The following is a 15,072-nucleotide window of genomic DNA, read 5'->3' as shown; positions in this document are numbered from 1 at the left end:
GACCAGATCCATGACCACTGTCAGTGATGTCCTCATCGTCGGCGCCGGGGTGATCGGCAGTTCGATCGCCCTGGAACTGGCCCGCGCCGGCCACTCGGTGCGCGTCGTCGACAAGGGCCCGGGTGCCGGGCACGGCTCGACCAGCGCGTCGAGCGCGGTGATCCGGTTCAACTATTCGACGCAGACCGGCGTCGCGACGTCCTGGGAGGCGGCGCAGTGCTGGCAGTCCTGGCCGGAACATCTCGGCGGGAAGGTCGCCGAACCGCTGGCGAAGTTCTACCGCTGCGGCTGGACCTTCCTCGACACCCCGGTGGCGCCGGCCGAGCGGTCGATGGCGCTCTTCGACGCGTGCGGGGTGCCCTACGAGTACCTCGACGCGGCTGCGCTCGCCGCCCGGAACCCGCTGATGGACGTCGGGAGCTACTACCCGCCGAAGGCGATCGACGACGACCACTTCTTCGATGACGCCGCGGGCACGGTCGGTGCGCTGTACACCCCGGACGGCGGCTTCGTCGACGACCCGCGGCTGGCTGCGGCGAACCTGGCCGACGCCGCCGTCGCGCACGGCGCGACGTTCTCGTACAAGACCAGGGTCCTCGCCGCGACATGCGAGGAGGACGATGATCCGGCCGGCTCGCTTCGCTCCCGGCACCGGGTGTGGCGGGTCGAGACCGATCGCGGTGAGACGCTCGAGGCCCCGATCGTGGTGAACGCGGCCGGCCCGTGGTCCGGTGCGCTCAATCGCCTCGCCGGTGTCGGCGACGACTTCACCGTGACGGTCCAGCCGCTGCGGCAGGAGGTGGCCCACGTCAGCGCGCCGCCCGGCTACAACTCGGCGGACGGCCTGGGCACCGCGATCGGCGACCTCGATCTGGGCACCTACATGCGGCCCGAGCCCGGCGGCGGCTTCCTGGTCGGCGGCACCGAACCCGAGTGCGACCCGCTCGAATGGATCGACGACCCGGACACCGCCAACCTGAACCGGACGCCGCTGCAATTCGAGCGCCAGGTGATGCGGGCCGCACGACGGCTCCCTGAACTCGGCATCCCGAGTCAGCCGCGTGGTATCGCCGGCGTCTACGACGTCTCCACCGACTGGGCGCCGATCTACGACAAGACCGACCGCCCTGGCTTCTACGTGGCGATCGGCACCAGCGGCAACCAGTTCAAGAACGCGCCGCTGGTCGGCCGCCTGATGACGACGCTCATCACCGCCGTCGAGAACGGGGCCGACCACGACGGCGAGCCGGTCCACCATCGCGGCGAGCACACCGGTCTGGACATCGACCTCGGGGCGTTCTCCCGCCGGCGCCCGGTCAACCCGGACTCGACCGGAACGGTGATGGGTTAGGTCGTGTTGCGAAAGTCCCTTTGCGGGTCTTTCGAGGTGCCGACCCGCCGGCCGGGTCAATTCCTCGAAAGACCCCCGGCGCCGGCGCCCGCGGACGAGCGGCCACCGTCCACATTGCCGATCATGTAGCGGGCGCAGTTGTCCGTCTTGCGCCGCCAGGCGGTGACGGCGGCCTCGGCGTCGGTGCCGTTGAAGGCGTCGACCAGCCGTTGCCCGTCGGTGACGATCTCCTGGGTCGGGTACCGGTAGTCCAGGCCGATCACGTGCGTCAGCAGCCGCAGTTGCAGCGAGAGCTGCACGAACATCCAGGAGATCCGCGGCAGGTTCGCGGCCCGGGCCAGCTCGTTCTGGAAGTCCAGATCCACCTTGTACGCCTCCTGCGCCAGACCGAGCCGATCGCACAGGATCAGGTGCTGGAGATGTTCGGTCACCGTCGGCGGCAATTGCTTCGGCGACGAGGCGAGCTTCCGTGCGATCGCGGTCCCGAGCAGGCCGCGCGCCGTGTACGTCTCGGTCACGTCGTGCGTCTCGGGGACGGGCAGGATGAAACTGGAGCCCTCCCGGGACAGCAGCGACTCCGAACTCAGCTGCTCCAGGGTGGCGACCACCCCGCCGAGAGACAGTCCGGCGCGCCGGGCCACCCCGCGGATCCCGATCTCGGTGCCGGGCAGCAGTTCGCCTTCGCGCAGCGCCGCGCAGAGCGCTTCGACCACCGCTGACTCGTCGCTCTGATTCGGAGTGGCGGCGAGTGCGGTGCGCAGGCTGTGTTCCCCGGTGCTGCGCGCGGCGGACGCGCGCGCCCAGGTGAACTCGGTGCCGCCGTTGGCGCGGACGGCACGGATGCGCTGGGCGGTCGCCTGCAGCTCGGGGAGCTGACGTGAGTCCAGGGTCTCGGCGAGCCGATGTACGACGGTCGGCCATTGCGCCGGATCCACGACCCGCACCGTGAACTCCTGGTGGTGCGTCAGCCAGCGGCGCGCCCGGTCGTCGAGGGGGACGTCGATGAACAGCGTGATCGGCGGCGGTGCCGGAATGTGCTCGGCGGCCCGGTGCAGCAGACGCAACGCGTCCGGCGCGCGGTCCGGCGGGTATCCGTGCAGCGGCCGGCGCAGGAACGCCGCGCAGGCGACGGTCTGCACCGCGTCGACGAGGGCGGCGGGTGCCGACTCGCCGGTCGGTTCGGTCGAGGAGAGCTGGACGGCCACCGCGCAGCCCGCGGCGGTCACGTCGGCGTATGTGAGGGCGAAGGTCGACGACTCGGGCAGCAATCGGGTGGCCGAATCCGGTTCCGGAAAGTAGCGCCGCCGGACACGACTCACCATGGCCTGGCTGAATCCGCCGTCCTGCGCCACCGCCCGCGTCGACCAGCGCCGGGCGCCCGGCGGCGGATCGGCGAGGGCGTAGCTCAGCACCCGCTCGGTCTCGGCGTCGGAGATCGACGGCCGGCCGGTGCGGGCGCTGTCCCGCAGGCCGTCGAGCCCGGACTCGGTGAACCGTCGTGCCCACTTGCTGGCGGTCGCGACGCTGACGCCGGACCGCCGTGCTGCCTCACTGGCGCCCACCTCGGCGCAGTCCAGCACGATCCGCGCACGCGTCACCAGACCGTGCGGCGCGGTGCGCGATCGAGCCGTCCGCAGAAGCAGATCCCGGTCGCGGGGTTCGAGCTGCAGTCCGGCGTCGTTCATCCCAGGTTCACACCTTCTTTTGACTCACGATGATCAATGTCGAGTCTAAGGGTGACCGCCGTCACGCGCAGCCGACATTCTGTTTCCCAGCGCATCGGGGACCCGGTGCTCATAGCAGAACATTCCGGCACGGCCCGCCGGAAGCCATTCACCGTCAGGAGGGCGCATGTCCGACCCGCTGTTCAGCCCGTTCACGATCAAGGATCTGACGCTGCGCAACCGGATCGTGAGTACCTCTCACGAACCGTCGTACAGCGACGACGGCCTGCCCAAGGATCGCTATCGCGCCTACCACCGGGAGAAGGCCCGCGGCGGCGTCGCGCTCACCATGATCGGCGGCAGCGCGCTGGTCAGCCCCGACTGCGCGCCGCCGTTCGGGAACCTGGAGCTGTACCGCGACGAGGTGGTGCCGTACCTGAAGGCGCTGTCCGACGACGTCCACGAGCAGGGCGCCGCGGTGATGACCCAGCTGACCCACATGGGCCATCGCGTGGTCGAGTACACCGGCGACTGGATTCCGGCGGTGTCCGCGTCGGGCACCCGAGAGCCCGCCCACCGGGCGTTCTCGCGGGTGGCACAGCAGACCGACCTGAAGCGCATCGCCCGCGAGTTCGCCGAGACCGCCCAGCGCTGCAAGGAAGGCGGTCTGGACGGCGTCGAGATCTCCGGATACAGCGGGCACCTCCTCTCCGAGTTCCTTTCGCCGCACTTCAACTTCCGCACCGACGAGTACGGCGGCAGCCTGGAGAACCGTCTGCGGTTCCCGCTCGAGGTGTACGCCGCGGTCCGTGAGGCCGTCGGTGACGACTTCATCGTCGGCTGGCGCCTGTCGATCGACGAACTGTACGAGAACGGACTCGGCATCAGCGCCGACGAGGGCGTCGTGATGTGCCGGGCCTTCGAAGAGGCCGGCGCCGACTTCTTCTCCATCACCCGCGGCAACGTCGATACCGACGCCGCCCTGACCCGGATGATCCCGCCGATGTTCACGCCGTCGGCGCCGCACCTGGAGTTCGCTGGGTGGGTCAAGAAGCAGCTGCACACCCCGGTGATGCACGCCGGGCGCATCGCCGACGTCGCGACCGCGCGTTTCGCCATCTCCGAGGGCCTGCTCGACATGGTCGGCATGGTGCGCGCGCTGATCGCGGATCCGGATCTGCCGATCAAGACCCAGCAGGGCCGGGCCGACGAGATCCGGCCGTGCGTCGGGGCGAGCCTGTGCATCGACGGGATCTACACCAGCGGCCGCGCCAACTGCGTCCACAATCCGGCGACCGGCCGCGAAGAGGAACTGCCGCAGCGGATCTCGCCGGTGGCCGAGGCCGACCGCAAGGTCTGCGCGGTGGTCGGCGGCGGTCCGGCGGGGCTGGAGGCGGCCCGGGTGCTGGCCGAGCGCGGCCACACCGTGACCCTCTACGAGGCGAGCGACGCGTTCGGCGGCCAGGTGGCCCTCGCCGCGGTGAACGAGCGTCGCCGCGACCTGATCGGGATCGTCGACTGGCGGGTCGCCGAGTGCAAGCGGCTCGGCGTCACCCTCAAGCGCAACCACTACGTCGATCCGGACGAGGCCGATGAGCTGTTCGCCGGAGTCGACGTGGTGATCCTCGCCAGCGGCGGGGCGCCGGACCCGGCGGTCGGGGTGCCCGGCGACGAGCTGGTGATCGACACCTGGGACGTGATCAGCGGCGCTCGCAAGCTCACCGGCGAGGTGCTGGTGTACGACGACCACGGCGGCCACCAGGCGCTCGACGCGATCGAAGCGCTCACCCGCACCACCGGGTCCATCGAATACGTCACCCCCGAGCGCAGCGTCGCCCCGGACGTCGGCGCCTCCCCGGCGATCGGCTACTTCGCGATGATGGCCGAGCACGACGTGCGCTCGACGGTCCTGCAGCGGATGGTCGGCATCGAGCGGCGCGACGGCCGCCTGGTGGTGCAGCTCAAGACCGAGGACGCCAAGACGGTCCGGGAGAAGGTGGTCGACGCGGTCGTCGTCGAACACGGCACGCAGCCGGACACCGAGCTGTACGCCGCGCTGACGTCGTCGTCCAAGAACGACGGCCTGATCGCGGTCCCCGAACTGCTCGCCCGGCGGCCGCAGCCGGCCGACACCAATCCGGACGGGTCGTACGTGCTGTATCGCGTCGGCGACGCCGTCGCCAGCCGCAACATCCCGGCGGCCATCTTCGACTCGCTGCGCTTGTGCAGCGCCATCTGAACTTCCTGTCCGAGCTCACCGATGACGTTGGGCCCCAACCCCTTCCAGGGAAACACCCCTTCAAGAAAGAGGAGTAGCGATGTCCGGTAAACCGATTCCCGAGGAGCACGTGCCATGTCCGCAGTAGACGCCGCAAGGAGCGAGGGACAAGACGACGCCGCGACCCTGGCGCGCAAGCGCCGGTTCATGATGCGGATGGTGATCGTGCTGGTCGGCGGCATGTTCATCGACGGTTACATCCTGGGCATCATCGGCCCGGTGACCCACACCATCGAGCTCGATCACCGATTCACCACGGTGTGGATCGGCCTGGAAGCCGCTTCGGCCATGATCGGTATTCTGATCGGCTCGCCGATCGGCGGCTGGCTGGCCGACAAGATCGGCCGGCGTCCGGTCCTGTTCTGGGACCTGGCGATCTTCGCGATCTTCTCGGCGCTTCAGTTCTTCGTCGATGGACCGTGGCAGCTGTTCCTGGTGCGTCTGGGCATGGGTCTGGCCGTCGGTATCGAGTACGCGGTCGGCTGGCCGATGCTCGCCGAGTTCGTGCCGGACCGCCTGCGCGGCAAGCTGCTGTGCACCACCCTGATCGCCTGGTACGGCGGCTTCATGGTGGCCTTCATCATCGGCTACTACATGGACAAGGCTGGGGTGGACTGGAGGATCACACTGGGTACCAGCACGATCATCGCGGTAGCCCTGCTCCTCGGCCGAATCGGATTGCCCGAATCACCACGATGGTTGTGGTCTCAGGGCCGGACCGATGAAGCACACGCGCTCGTCGACGAGTACCTGGACACCGTGTACCGCACCGACATGGAGAAGGCGGCCAGCGGTGGCCCGAAGGGCACCTTCAAGATGCTGTTCTCGCCCGCCGTCTGGCGTTCGACGGTCTTCATGTCGATCTTCTGGGCGTGTGCCGTCGCCCCGTACTTCGCGATCGCGACCTTCGCCGACTCGCTGCTCGGCGACATCGGTATGAAGGGCCTGGCTCGCGGCGTCATCCTGTCGGTGTTCGCCTGGATCGGCGTCATCTGCACCACGCTGGTGATCGACAGGTTCTCGCGCCGCACGATGACCGTGCCTACGCAGTGGATCGCCGGCGGGTTGCTGGTGGCGATCGCGGTGATGGGCTACTTCGTGCTCCCGGTGGACCAGATCGGCGTGGCGTCGATCGTCATGCTGCTGCTGTTCCTGGCGTACTCGTTCATGAACGCCGTCTACAACTGCATGACGACGATCTACCCGGCCGAGGTCTTCCCGACCGAGGTGCGGGCGATCGGCACCGGCTTCGCCGCCGCCGTCAGCCGCCTCGGTGCGGCCGCGGGCCTGTTCCTGATCCCGCTGTCGATGGATCACCTGGGCTTCACCTGGACCATGGTATTCGCCGGCATCGTCGCCTTCGCCGGCGCGATCGTGTCGCAGATCCTCGCCCCGGAGACCAGTGGCAAGAGCCTGAGTGAGCTGGCCGCCGACGTCAGTCACTGACGTCGAACGGCCGTCGCCGACCGGACCCGGAGCCGCACGGGTGGTGCCATTCGCCACCCGGCCCGGGTTCGGTCGGTGTCGTCCCGCGCCGGCGGTGGCCGGGGCGGGAGAATCCATCGACGAATTTCTGTTACGCCCGGCACGACTATGACGACAAGCACATCAATAGGGCGCCAGTGCCCCGCCCGGCACGGCATCATTGGGGGAGGCATCGTCACCCCGCGCACCGGGTCCGTCGCCGGTGCACCATCAACCCGCGTATCACCCGCAGCACCCACCGAGAGGTCGTGAGCATGTCCACTGAGGCAGCGGATCGAGTGGCCACCGAGATCGCGGAACTGCTCGCGAGCTACCAGCCGTTCGATTCGATGAGTCCGGCGGACATCGCGGCGGCGGCGGCGGTCGGGGAGATCCTGGAGTTCGCCCCCGGCGAGGTGATCGTCGACGCCTTCGCCGGGGTGCCGTCGGACATCTTCGTGGTCGCCTCCGGTCAGGTGAACCTCTGGTACGACGCCGAGCGCGTCGCCGAGGGACCCGCCGACCGCTACCGGCGCGGTGCGGCGCTGGGGTTCACCGCGGTGCTCGCCGAGGAGCCGGTCGGCCCGCGAGCGGTCGCCGACACCGCGACGACCGTGGTGCGGCTGCCGGTCGACGTGGCGATCGGTGCGTTCACCTCCCGCGGTGGCGCCCGGTTCCTGTCCGAGCACATCACGCGGGTGCGCGGACTCAAGGCCGCGCAGCCGATCTACACGCTCGTCGCCGACCTGGTGCAGCAGGAGCCGCTGGTGGTGGGGGAGGCGACGCCGGTCACCGAGGTGGCTCGGCGGATGACCGAACGGGCCCTCCCGTACGCCGCGGTGCATGCCGGGGATCGCGGATTCGGTCTGGTGACCGACGAGGCGCTGCGCCGCCGGGTCCTCGCCGAGGGCCTGTCCCGGCAGACCCCGGCCGGCGAGGTGATGGCGTTCCCCGCCGCCACGGTGCCCCGCATCATGCCCACCGGCGACGCGCTGATCGAGATGCTCGACCGCGACGTCGAATTCCTCCTGGTGAAGGGCGACGACGGTCGGCTGGTCGGCGCGGTCGGGGAGCGCGACTTCATGCTCGCGCCCACCACCGCGGGCGTCAGCATCAACGAGCAGATCCGCCAGTCCCACACCGTCGCCGACCTGATCCGCCACGCCCGGCGGGTGCCGGCGATGCTCGGCGACCTGCTCGCGCGCGGTCTGGCCGCCGATCGTGTGATCACCGTGAACTCGGCGATCGTCGACTCGATCATCCGGCGCGCCATCACCCTGGTCTTCGCCGAGCGCGACGACCTCTCCGTCGAGGCGTTCACGTGGCTCTCCCTCGGCAGCAACGGCCGTCGCGAGGCGGTGATCTCGTCCGACGTCGATGCGGCGGTCACCTTCGCCGACGAGTACGAAGACGAGATCCCGAGCTACCGGGAGGCGTTCGCGGCGGTGGGTGAGGTGCTCACCGAGTGTGGGATCAGCATCGACGCCAATCGCGCGTTCCCGTCGCACAAGGGCTTCTCCCGCACGCATTCGCAGTGGCGGGCGGCGGCGCAGGGCTGGCTGGCCAACCCGCAGGCCAACCAGGGCACCATCATGGCGTGCCTGATGGTCGACGCCCGGCCCATCTTCGGCGACCCGAGCCTGCCCGAACCGGCCCGCGTGTTCAGCGACTTCAACAGTCACCCCGCGACCGTCGAACTGCTGCTGATCGATTCGCTCTCGCGCCGTGCCCGGCTGATGTCGGTGCGCGACCGGATCACCGGCCGCGGCGAGACCTTCGACATCAAGGCCCGCGGCCTGCTGCCCATCGTGAACGTCGCACGCTGGGCGGCCCTGAGCGTGGGCTCGGCCGAACTGCACACCACGAACCGGCTGCGTGTCGCCGCCGGGTCCAAGGTGCTGTCCGACCGGTCCGCCCGCCGCCTCGTCGAGGCGTTCGACGAGCTCCAGCTGCTCCGCCTCGAGCATCAGCTGCGGCAGACCGAGGAGGGCCGGACGCCGGACGATCTGATCGACCTCGATGAGCTGACCCCCATCGAGCGCAGCGTCATCGAGCAGACGGTGCGGGAGATCGCCACCGTGCAGCGGCACATGGGCCGGGTGGCGCACATGGTCTCCGGTCAGGCGCTGGTCGATCAGGGCAAGCCGGCCGGGAAGCCGCCGGTCACCTCGCCCGCGCCGGCCGCCGTCGCGGCGGCCGACAAGAAGCCGGAGAAGAAGGTGCGACTGCCCGGCGGGCTACGGCCGGGTAAACGCTGACCGGACCGTTTCCCGCACAGACCGCCGGTGGCAGCACATACTGCAACTAGGCATCACATAATGCAACACCATGAACCATGACCACATGAAGGAGAGGTATCTATGAGCCAGGTCGTCCAGGGAGTCATCGCCCGCGCCAAGGGTGCATCGGTGGAACTCGTCAACATCACCGTGCCCGACCCCGGGCCGGGCGAGGCCGTCGTGAAGATCCTGACCTGCGGTGTCTGCCACACCGATCTGCACTACCGCGAGGGTGGCATCAACGACGAGTTCCCGTTCCTGCTCGGCCACGAGGCCGCGGGCATCGTGGAGACCGTCGGCGAGGGCGTCACCGAGGTGGAGCCGGGCGACTTCGTCGTCCTCAACTGGCGCGCCGTCTGCGGTGAGTGCCGCGCCTGCCGCCGCGGCGAGCCGAAGTACTGCTTCAACTCGAAGAACGCCGAGCAGAAGATGACCATCGCCGACGGCGAGGGTGCGGGCACCGAGCTGAGCCCGGCGCTCGGCATCGGCGCGTTCATCGAGAAGACGCTGGTCGCCGCCGGACAGTGCACCAAGGTCGACCCGGAGGCCAGCCCGGCCGCGGCCGGCCTGCTCGGCTGCGGCGTGATGGCCGGCCTCGGCGCGGCGATCAACACCGGTGAGGCCGGACGCGGCAAGTCCGTCGCCGTGATCGGTTGCGGCGGCGTCGGCGTCGCCGCGATCGCCGGCGCCTCGCTGGCCGGTTCGATGCCGATCATCGCGGTCGACATCGACGCCAAGAAGCTGGAGAAGGCCAAGGAGCTCGGTGCCACCCACACCGTCGACTCGTCGAAGGTCGATCCGGTCGAGGCCATCGCCGAGATCTGCGACAAGTACTACCCGGGCGCCGAGGGCGCCGACGTCGTCGTCGACGCGGTGGGCCGCCCGGAGACCTGGAAGCAGGCCTTCTATGCCCGCGACCTGGCCGGCACCGTGGTGCTGGTCGGCGTGCCGAACCCGGAGATGAAGGTCCCGGAGATCCCGCTGATCGACGTCTTCGGCCGCGGCGGGCAGCTCAAGTCCAGCTGGTACGGCGACTGCCTGCCCAGCAAGGACTTCCCGATGCTCGTCGACCTGTACCGGAACGGCCGGCTCGACCTGGACGCCTTCGTCACCGAGGAGATCGGTATCGGCGACGTCGAGGCCGCGTTCGAGAAGATGCATCACGGCGACGTGCTGCGTTCGGTGGTGGTCCTCTGATGCCGGCACGCGTCGACCACGCGGTGACGTCCGGCACCTTCAGCCTGGACGGGGAGACCTTCGACGTCGACAACAACGTCTGGGTGATCGGCGACGACACCGAGTGCATCGTGCTCGATGCCCCGCACTCGGTCTCCGAGATCCTGGACGTCGTCGGCGACCGGAAGGTGCTCGCCATCGTCTGCACCCACGCGCACGACGACCACGTCCGCTACGCGCCGGAGCTGGCCGAGGCGACGGGCGCCCCGATCTGGCTGCATCCCGACGACGCGCCGCTGTGGGAACTCACCCACCCGGGCCGGTCGTGGGACGCGGACCTGGCCGACGGGCAGGAGATCGAAGTCGGCGGCACCACGCTGACGGTGATCCACACCCCCGGCCACGCGCCGGGCGGGGTGTGCCTCTACGCGCCGGACCTGGGCGCCGTCTTCACCGGCGACACCCTGTTCCACGGCGGCCCGGGCGCCACCGGCCGGTCGTTCTCCAGCCGCGAGGTGCTCGAGGAGTCGATCCGCGATCGTCTCTACGGCCTCCCGGACGAGACCGTCGTGCACACGGGCCACGGCGACGACACCACCATCGGCGCCGAGAAGGCCCTCCTCGGCTGACCGCGTCTCACCGGTCGCGCGGAGTACATGCTGGTCGCGCGGAGTACATGCTGGTCGAGCGGAGTACATGCTGGTCGAGCGGAGTCGAGACCGCCCCTCTTGTTTGGGTGCGTGATCTCGACTCCGCTCGATCATCGCGTGATCTCGACTCCGCGCGATCATCGTGGGGATCTCACCCCGCTCGATCATGCCGATCTCGATGCCGAACGGCCCGACATGACAGACCACAGCTTCCTCATCATCGGCGACAGCAACCTGGCCAGGCGCGTCCGCGACGCCCTGACGGCCCGCGGCCGCCGGATCGTGCACCTCGTCGCCCCCGACGACGCCGAACTCCGCGCCGCCCTGCACCGATCGCTCGCCGGCATCGCGATCCTCACGCACGACGATCTCGTCGCGCTGCGTTACGCCCTCTCCTGCGCGCACCTGCTGCCGGAGGTACCGATGGTGGTGACGGTGTTCGACCGCACCGTCGGCGACCAGCTTGAAGTCCTGCTCCCGCAATGCCTCGTGACGTCACCGGCCGACCTCGCGGCCCCGGCGCTGGCCGGACCCTGCATCGCGGAGGGCCTCCTCGCGGCGGGCCGCGCCGGGGATGCGATGGAACGGATCGAGGTGCTCGGCGGCCTGCCGGTGCGCCGCCGCGACAAACCGCTCCGGAAATCACTGTGGCGCACCGCGACGGCTCACGTCGCGGGCCTGCTGCGGACCCCGGACCAGGGCACCCGGATGCTGTCGATCGGTCTGTTCGGCATGCTCGCGATCCTGATTCTCGACTGGCTGTGGCTGGTCTTCGGCGAGCACCAGGCCCCGCACGACGCGCTTCTCCACGCGGTGCGCGTGGTCACCACCGTCGGCCCGGCGGCCGACGCGCACGACCATCCCCGGTACGCGGTGGCCGCGTCGGCCGCCATGCTGGCGACCGTGGTCTTCGCGGCGATGTTCACCGCGGGCCTGGTCGACCGCCTGCTCGGGCCGCGGCTGATCGGGCTGATCGGCCCGCGCGTGCTGCCGCGCTCGGGCCACGTGATCGTCGTCGGACTCGGGCAGGTGGGTCTGCGGCTGTGCCGCGAGCTGATGCTGCTCGGGGTCCGGGTGGTCGGCGTCGAGCGCGACCCGGAAGCGGAGAACCTGAGGCTGGCGCGGCTGCTCAACATTCCCGTGGTGACCGGGCACGGCGGCGATCGCGGCCTGCTCGAACGTCTCGCGGTGCATCGGGCGCGTGCCGTCGCCGCCGTCGGCTCCGACGACCTGGACAACATCGCGGTGGCGATCGCCGTGCACGCGGTGTCGCCGCGGACGCGGCTGATCCTGCGGGCCGGCGAGCACGAGACCATCGTCGACACCCGGTCCCTGCTGCGCCTGGGCGCGGTGGTGCGGGACGTCTCGCTGCTGACCGCCGTCTACGTCGTCGAATCGCTGCTGGGTTCGCCGCCGCACGGCGTGGTCTCCCGGGACTCGGAGGTGTTCGTCGAGACCGGACCCGGCCGCTTCTTCCGGTACGACCTGAACCGCGGTCCGATCGGCGGACCGCTCTGACCTCGACTCCGCGGAGCCGAGACCACTCGATTCTCGGGGCGCGGACATCCGACGGGCGTCGAATCGCGGCCGGAAGATCCCACGCGCGGTGGACGACGTGTCCGGGGACCGCTCTCTAACGTCGGCGCAAGCGGTCCGCACCCGCCGGAGCCGGACGGAAGGAGACACGACGATGCGCGTCGGAGTGGTGATGCTGCCGGAGACCGATCCAGCCGATACCGGACGGTGGCAAGCCATCGAAGAGTACGGCTTCGACCACGGCTGGCTGCTCGATCACCTCGCGTGGCGCAGCCGGGCCGACTCGGTGTGGCACGCCACCGTCCCGGTGCTCACCGCGGCGCTGCTGCGCACCCGCACGCTGCGGATCGGCCCGCTGGTCGCGACGCCGAACTTCCGGCACCCGGTTCTGCTTGCCAAGGACCTGATGACCCTCGACGTGCTGTCGGCGGGCCGGATGACCGTCGGCCTCGGCGCCGGGGCACCCGGATACGACGCGCAGGTGCTCGGCGAGCGGCCGCTGACGCCGGGGGAGTCGTTCGGGCGATTCCGGGAATTCGTCGATGTGCTCGACGCACTGCTCACCGCGCCGGTGACCGACTGGTCCGGGGAATGGTTCACCGCGCTGGGGGCGCGGAACATCCCCGGGCCCGTGCAGCGCCCGCGGCCGCCGTTCGCCGTCGCCGCGAACGGGCCGCGCAGCATGCGCCTGGCCGTCCTCCGCGGTCAAGGGTGGGTGACGATGGGCACGGCCGACCGGAACGCCGGGGCGACGGACTGGTGGGCGGGAGTCGCCGCCGCGGGCCGAGCCTTCGACCGGGTCACCGCCGAGACGGCCGTGCCCGCCGGCTTCGCGCGGATTCTCAACATGTCGCATCGGCTCGGCGCCACCGATTCGGCCGCGGCGTTCGGCGACGACGTGCAGCGCGCCGCCGATCTCGGCTTCACCGAGGTGATCACCGCCTGGCCGCGCCCGGATCAGCCCTTCGCCGGACGGGAGCGGCTGATCGAGGAGATCGCCGCCGACCTGCCCCGGCTGCGGGCGGTCTCCCCGGCTCAGGCCGAGACGTAGTACCGGGCCGTCGACGGTGTCAGCGGTTCGCGGCCGCGGACGTGGTCGGCGATCTTCTCGGCCATCATCATCACCGGCGCGTTGAGGTTGGCGGTCACCACCTTCGGCATGATCGACGCATCGACGATCCGGAGCCCGTCGACGGTGTTCATCGCGCCCGTCCCGTCGACCACGGCGTCATCGTCCGAGCCCATCCGGCAGGTGCCCGACGGATGGTATGAGGTGTTGGTCGCCTTCCGCACGAAGGCCGCCAGGTCAGCGTCGCTGGTGACGTCGACGCCCGGGGTGAGTTCGCCGCGCAGCACCCGGGCGAGCTCGGAGGTGTTGACGAGCTCCCGGGTGAGGCGGATGCCGTCGAGCATGTCCTGCATGTCCTGAGGCGCCTCGTAGTGGTTGAAGACGACGCTCGGCGGCACCGACGGATCGGCCGACCGCAGGGTCACCGCACCGCAGCTCTCCGGCCGCGACAGGTCCATCCAGAACTGGAAGCCGGGGATCGGCACCAGCTTGTCGCCCACCAGCTTGCGGGTCAGCGGCAGGAACTCCCACTGCATGTTCGGGAACGCGACGTCGTCGCGGGTCCGCAGGAACGCACCGGCCTCGAAGAAGTTGCTCGCGCCCAGTCCCTTGCGGAACAGCAGCCACTCGGCACCCAGTTTCGCGCGGCCCAACAGGCCGAGTTTCGAGGTCAGGGAGTCGGCGTCGTCGGTGGCGAACTGCAGGTCGACGCCGGGATGGTTTTGCAGATTGCGGCCCACACCGGGGGCGTCGGCGGTCACCGGGATGCCCAGCGCGGTGAGTTCGTCGGCCGGACCGACGCCCGACAGCAGGAGCAGCCGCGGGGTGTTCATGGCACCGGCGGCCAGGATCACCTCGCGCTCGCAGCGGATCATCGTGCGGTCCGGGCCGGCGAGTTCGACCCCGACCGCCTGGCCGTCCTCGATGACGATGCGCCGCACCTCGGTCTTGGTGAGCAGATGCAGGTTCTTCCGGGGCAACGCATCGGCGAGGTAGGTCTTCGGGGCGCTCTGCCGAACGCCGCCGGAGATGAACGACTGTGCGATGTGCAGTCCCTCCTGCCGGTATCCGTTGTGGTCGGGTGTCAGCGTGAAGCCGGCTGCCGCGCCGCTGGCGAGGAAGCGCTGATAGAGAGAGTGTTCGGCCGCTGCCCGGGTGATCCGCAGCGGACCGCGGTCGCCGCGCCAATCGTCGGCACCGTCGACGAAACTTTCCATCTTCCGGAAGTACGGCAGGCAGTGGGCGTAGCTCCAGTCGGTGAGACCGTCGTCGGCCCAGCCGTCGTAGTCGAGCGGGTTGCCGCGGTTGTAGATCATCGCGTTGATCGACGAGCCGCCACCGACCACCTTGCCGGCCTTCTCGTCGATGGTCTTGCCGTCGAGCGTCGGTTCGGGGCCGGACTGGTAGCCCCAGCCGATCTTCTTGTTCTGGTACACGAACGGCAGTCCGCCCGGCATGGTGATGAACAGGTTCCGGTCGGAGCCGCCCGCTTCGATGAGCAGCACGTTCACGTCCGGATCCTCGGAGAGGCGGGCGGCGAGGATACAGCCGGACGAGCCGGCGCCGATGACGAGGTAGTCGTAACGGGTGTCCATGGGGCGAGGT

10 protein-coding genes are annotated in these 15,072 nt (G+C 69.9%); 8 read left to right on the top strand and 2 right to left on the bottom strand.

Annotated features, from left to right (window positions below; translation table 11 throughout):
* Nucleotides 1–10: 10 nt before the first annotated feature.
* Nucleotides 11–1,351 carry an NAD(P)/FAD-dependent oxidoreductase gene (locus ACSEEN_RS05530; RefSeq protein WP_440712574.1) on the top strand — a complete coding sequence of 447 codons (1,341 nt, stop codon included), beginning with the start codon at nt 11–13 and terminating at the stop codon, nt 1,349–1,351.
* A gap of 56 nt (nt 1,352–1,407) precedes the next feature.
* On the opposite strand, the gene ACSEEN_RS05525 is transcribed toward ACSEEN_RS05530, so the two are convergent.
* Nucleotides 1,408–3,036: a helix-turn-helix domain-containing protein gene (locus ACSEEN_RS05525; RefSeq protein WP_440712573.1), complete on the bottom strand. Its 1,629-nt coding sequence runs from the start codon at nt 3,034–3,036 to the stop codon at nt 1,408–1,410.
* Between the two features lie 166 nt (nt 3,037–3,202).
* Here ACSEEN_RS05525 and ACSEEN_RS05520 point away from each other — a divergent pair, with 166 nt between their 5' ends.
* The 7 genes from ACSEEN_RS05520 (at nt 3,203) to ACSEEN_RS05490 (ending at nt 13,449) form a co-directional block, all read left to right on the top strand.
* On the top strand, nt 3,203–5,254 hold the full coding sequence (locus ACSEEN_RS05520) for an oxidoreductase (protein ID WP_440712572.1): 2,052 nt from the start codon (nt 3,203–3,205) through the stop codon (nt 5,252–5,254).
* A gap of 114 nt (nt 5,255–5,368) precedes the next feature.
* A complete protein-coding gene (locus ACSEEN_RS05515; RefSeq protein ID WP_440712571.1) occupies nt 5,369–6,739 on the top strand; it encodes an MFS transporter in 1,371 nt (456 codons plus the stop codon).
* 293 nt (nt 6,740–7,032) lie between these two features.
* The gene (locus ACSEEN_RS05510; RefSeq protein ID WP_440712570.1) at nt 7,033–9,015 is read left to right on the top strand and encodes a putative nucleotidyltransferase substrate binding domain-containing protein; all 1,983 of its coding nucleotides are present in this window, start codon (nt 7,033–7,035) and stop codon (nt 9,013–9,015) included.
* A 102-nt stretch (nt 9,016–9,117) separates the two neighbouring features.
* Nucleotides 9,118–10,233, top strand: a complete 1,116-nt coding sequence (locus ACSEEN_RS05505) for an S-(hydroxymethyl)mycothiol dehydrogenase (RefSeq protein WP_440712569.1) — start codon at nt 9,118–9,120, stop codon at nt 10,231–10,233.
* On the top strand, nt 10,233–10,841 hold the full coding sequence (locus tag ACSEEN_RS05500; RefSeq protein WP_247864375.1) for an MBL fold metallo-hydrolase: 609 nt from the start codon (nt 10,233–10,235) through the stop codon (nt 10,839–10,841). Before ACSEEN_RS05505 ends, ACSEEN_RS05500 begins: the two co-directional genes overlap by 1 nt.
* A 111-nt stretch (nt 10,842–10,952) precedes the next feature.
* The gene (locus ACSEEN_RS05495) at nt 10,953–12,380 is read left to right on the top strand and encodes an NAD-binding protein (RefSeq protein ID WP_440712568.1); all 1,428 of its coding nucleotides are present in this window, start codon (nt 10,953–10,955) and stop codon (nt 12,378–12,380) included.
* A 172-nt stretch (nt 12,381–12,552) separates the two neighbouring features.
* Nucleotides 12,553–13,449 carry an LLM class flavin-dependent oxidoreductase gene (locus ACSEEN_RS05490; protein WP_440712567.1) on the top strand — a complete coding sequence of 299 codons (897 nt, stop codon included), beginning with the start codon at nt 12,553–12,555 and terminating at the stop codon, nt 13,447–13,449.
* Here ACSEEN_RS05490 and ACSEEN_RS05485 read toward each other — a convergent pair.
* The gene (locus ACSEEN_RS05485) at nt 13,434–15,062 is read right to left on the bottom strand and encodes a choline dehydrogenase (protein WP_440712566.1); all 1,629 of its coding nucleotides are present in this window, start codon (nt 15,060–15,062) and stop codon (nt 13,434–13,436) included. The two genes, ACSEEN_RS05490 and ACSEEN_RS05485, sit on opposite strands and share 16 nt — an antisense overlap.
* Nucleotides 15,063–15,072 lie beyond the last annotated feature (10 nt).

This window comes from Gordonia marina (genome assembly GCF_052036135.1).
In the GTDB taxonomy this organism is placed as follows: Bacteria; Actinomycetota; Actinomycetes; order Mycobacteriales; family Mycobacteriaceae; genus Gordonia.
The sequence above is the reverse complement of the archived record's forward strand: the minus strand, read 5'-3'. Positions and strand labels throughout refer to the sequence as shown.

Coding starts and splice junctions, on each gene's coding strand:
- ACSEEN_RS05510 (WP_440712570.1), top strand. CDS start 7,033: ATGTCCACTGAGGCAGCGGATCGAGTGGCCACCGAGATCGCGGAACTG.
- ACSEEN_RS05515 (WP_440712571.1), top strand. CDS start 5,369: ATGTCCGCAGTAGACGCCGCAAGGAGCGAGGGACAAGACGACGCCGCG.
- ACSEEN_RS05520 (WP_440712572.1), top strand. CDS start 3,203: ATGTCCGACCCGCTGTTCAGCCCGTTCACGATCAAGGATCTGACGCTG.
- ACSEEN_RS05485 (WP_440712566.1), bottom strand. CDS start 15,062: ATGGACACCCGTTACGACTACCTCGTCATCGGCGCCGGCTCGTCCGGC.
- ACSEEN_RS05490 (WP_440712567.1), top strand. CDS start 12,553: ATGCGCGTCGGAGTGGTGATGCTGCCGGAGACCGATCCAGCCGATACC.
- ACSEEN_RS05525 (WP_440712573.1), bottom strand. CDS start 3,036: ATGAACGACGCCGGACTGCAGCTCGAACCCCGCGACCGGGATCTGCTT.
- ACSEEN_RS05500 (WP_247864375.1), top strand. CDS start 10,233: ATGCCGGCACGCGTCGACCACGCGGTGACGTCCGGCACCTTCAGCCTG.
- ACSEEN_RS05505 (WP_440712569.1), top strand. CDS start 9,118: ATGAGCCAGGTCGTCCAGGGAGTCATCGCCCGCGCCAAGGGTGCATCG.
- ACSEEN_RS05530 (WP_440712574.1), top strand. CDS start 11: ATGACCACTGTCAGTGATGTCCTCATCGTCGGCGCCGGGGTGATCGGC.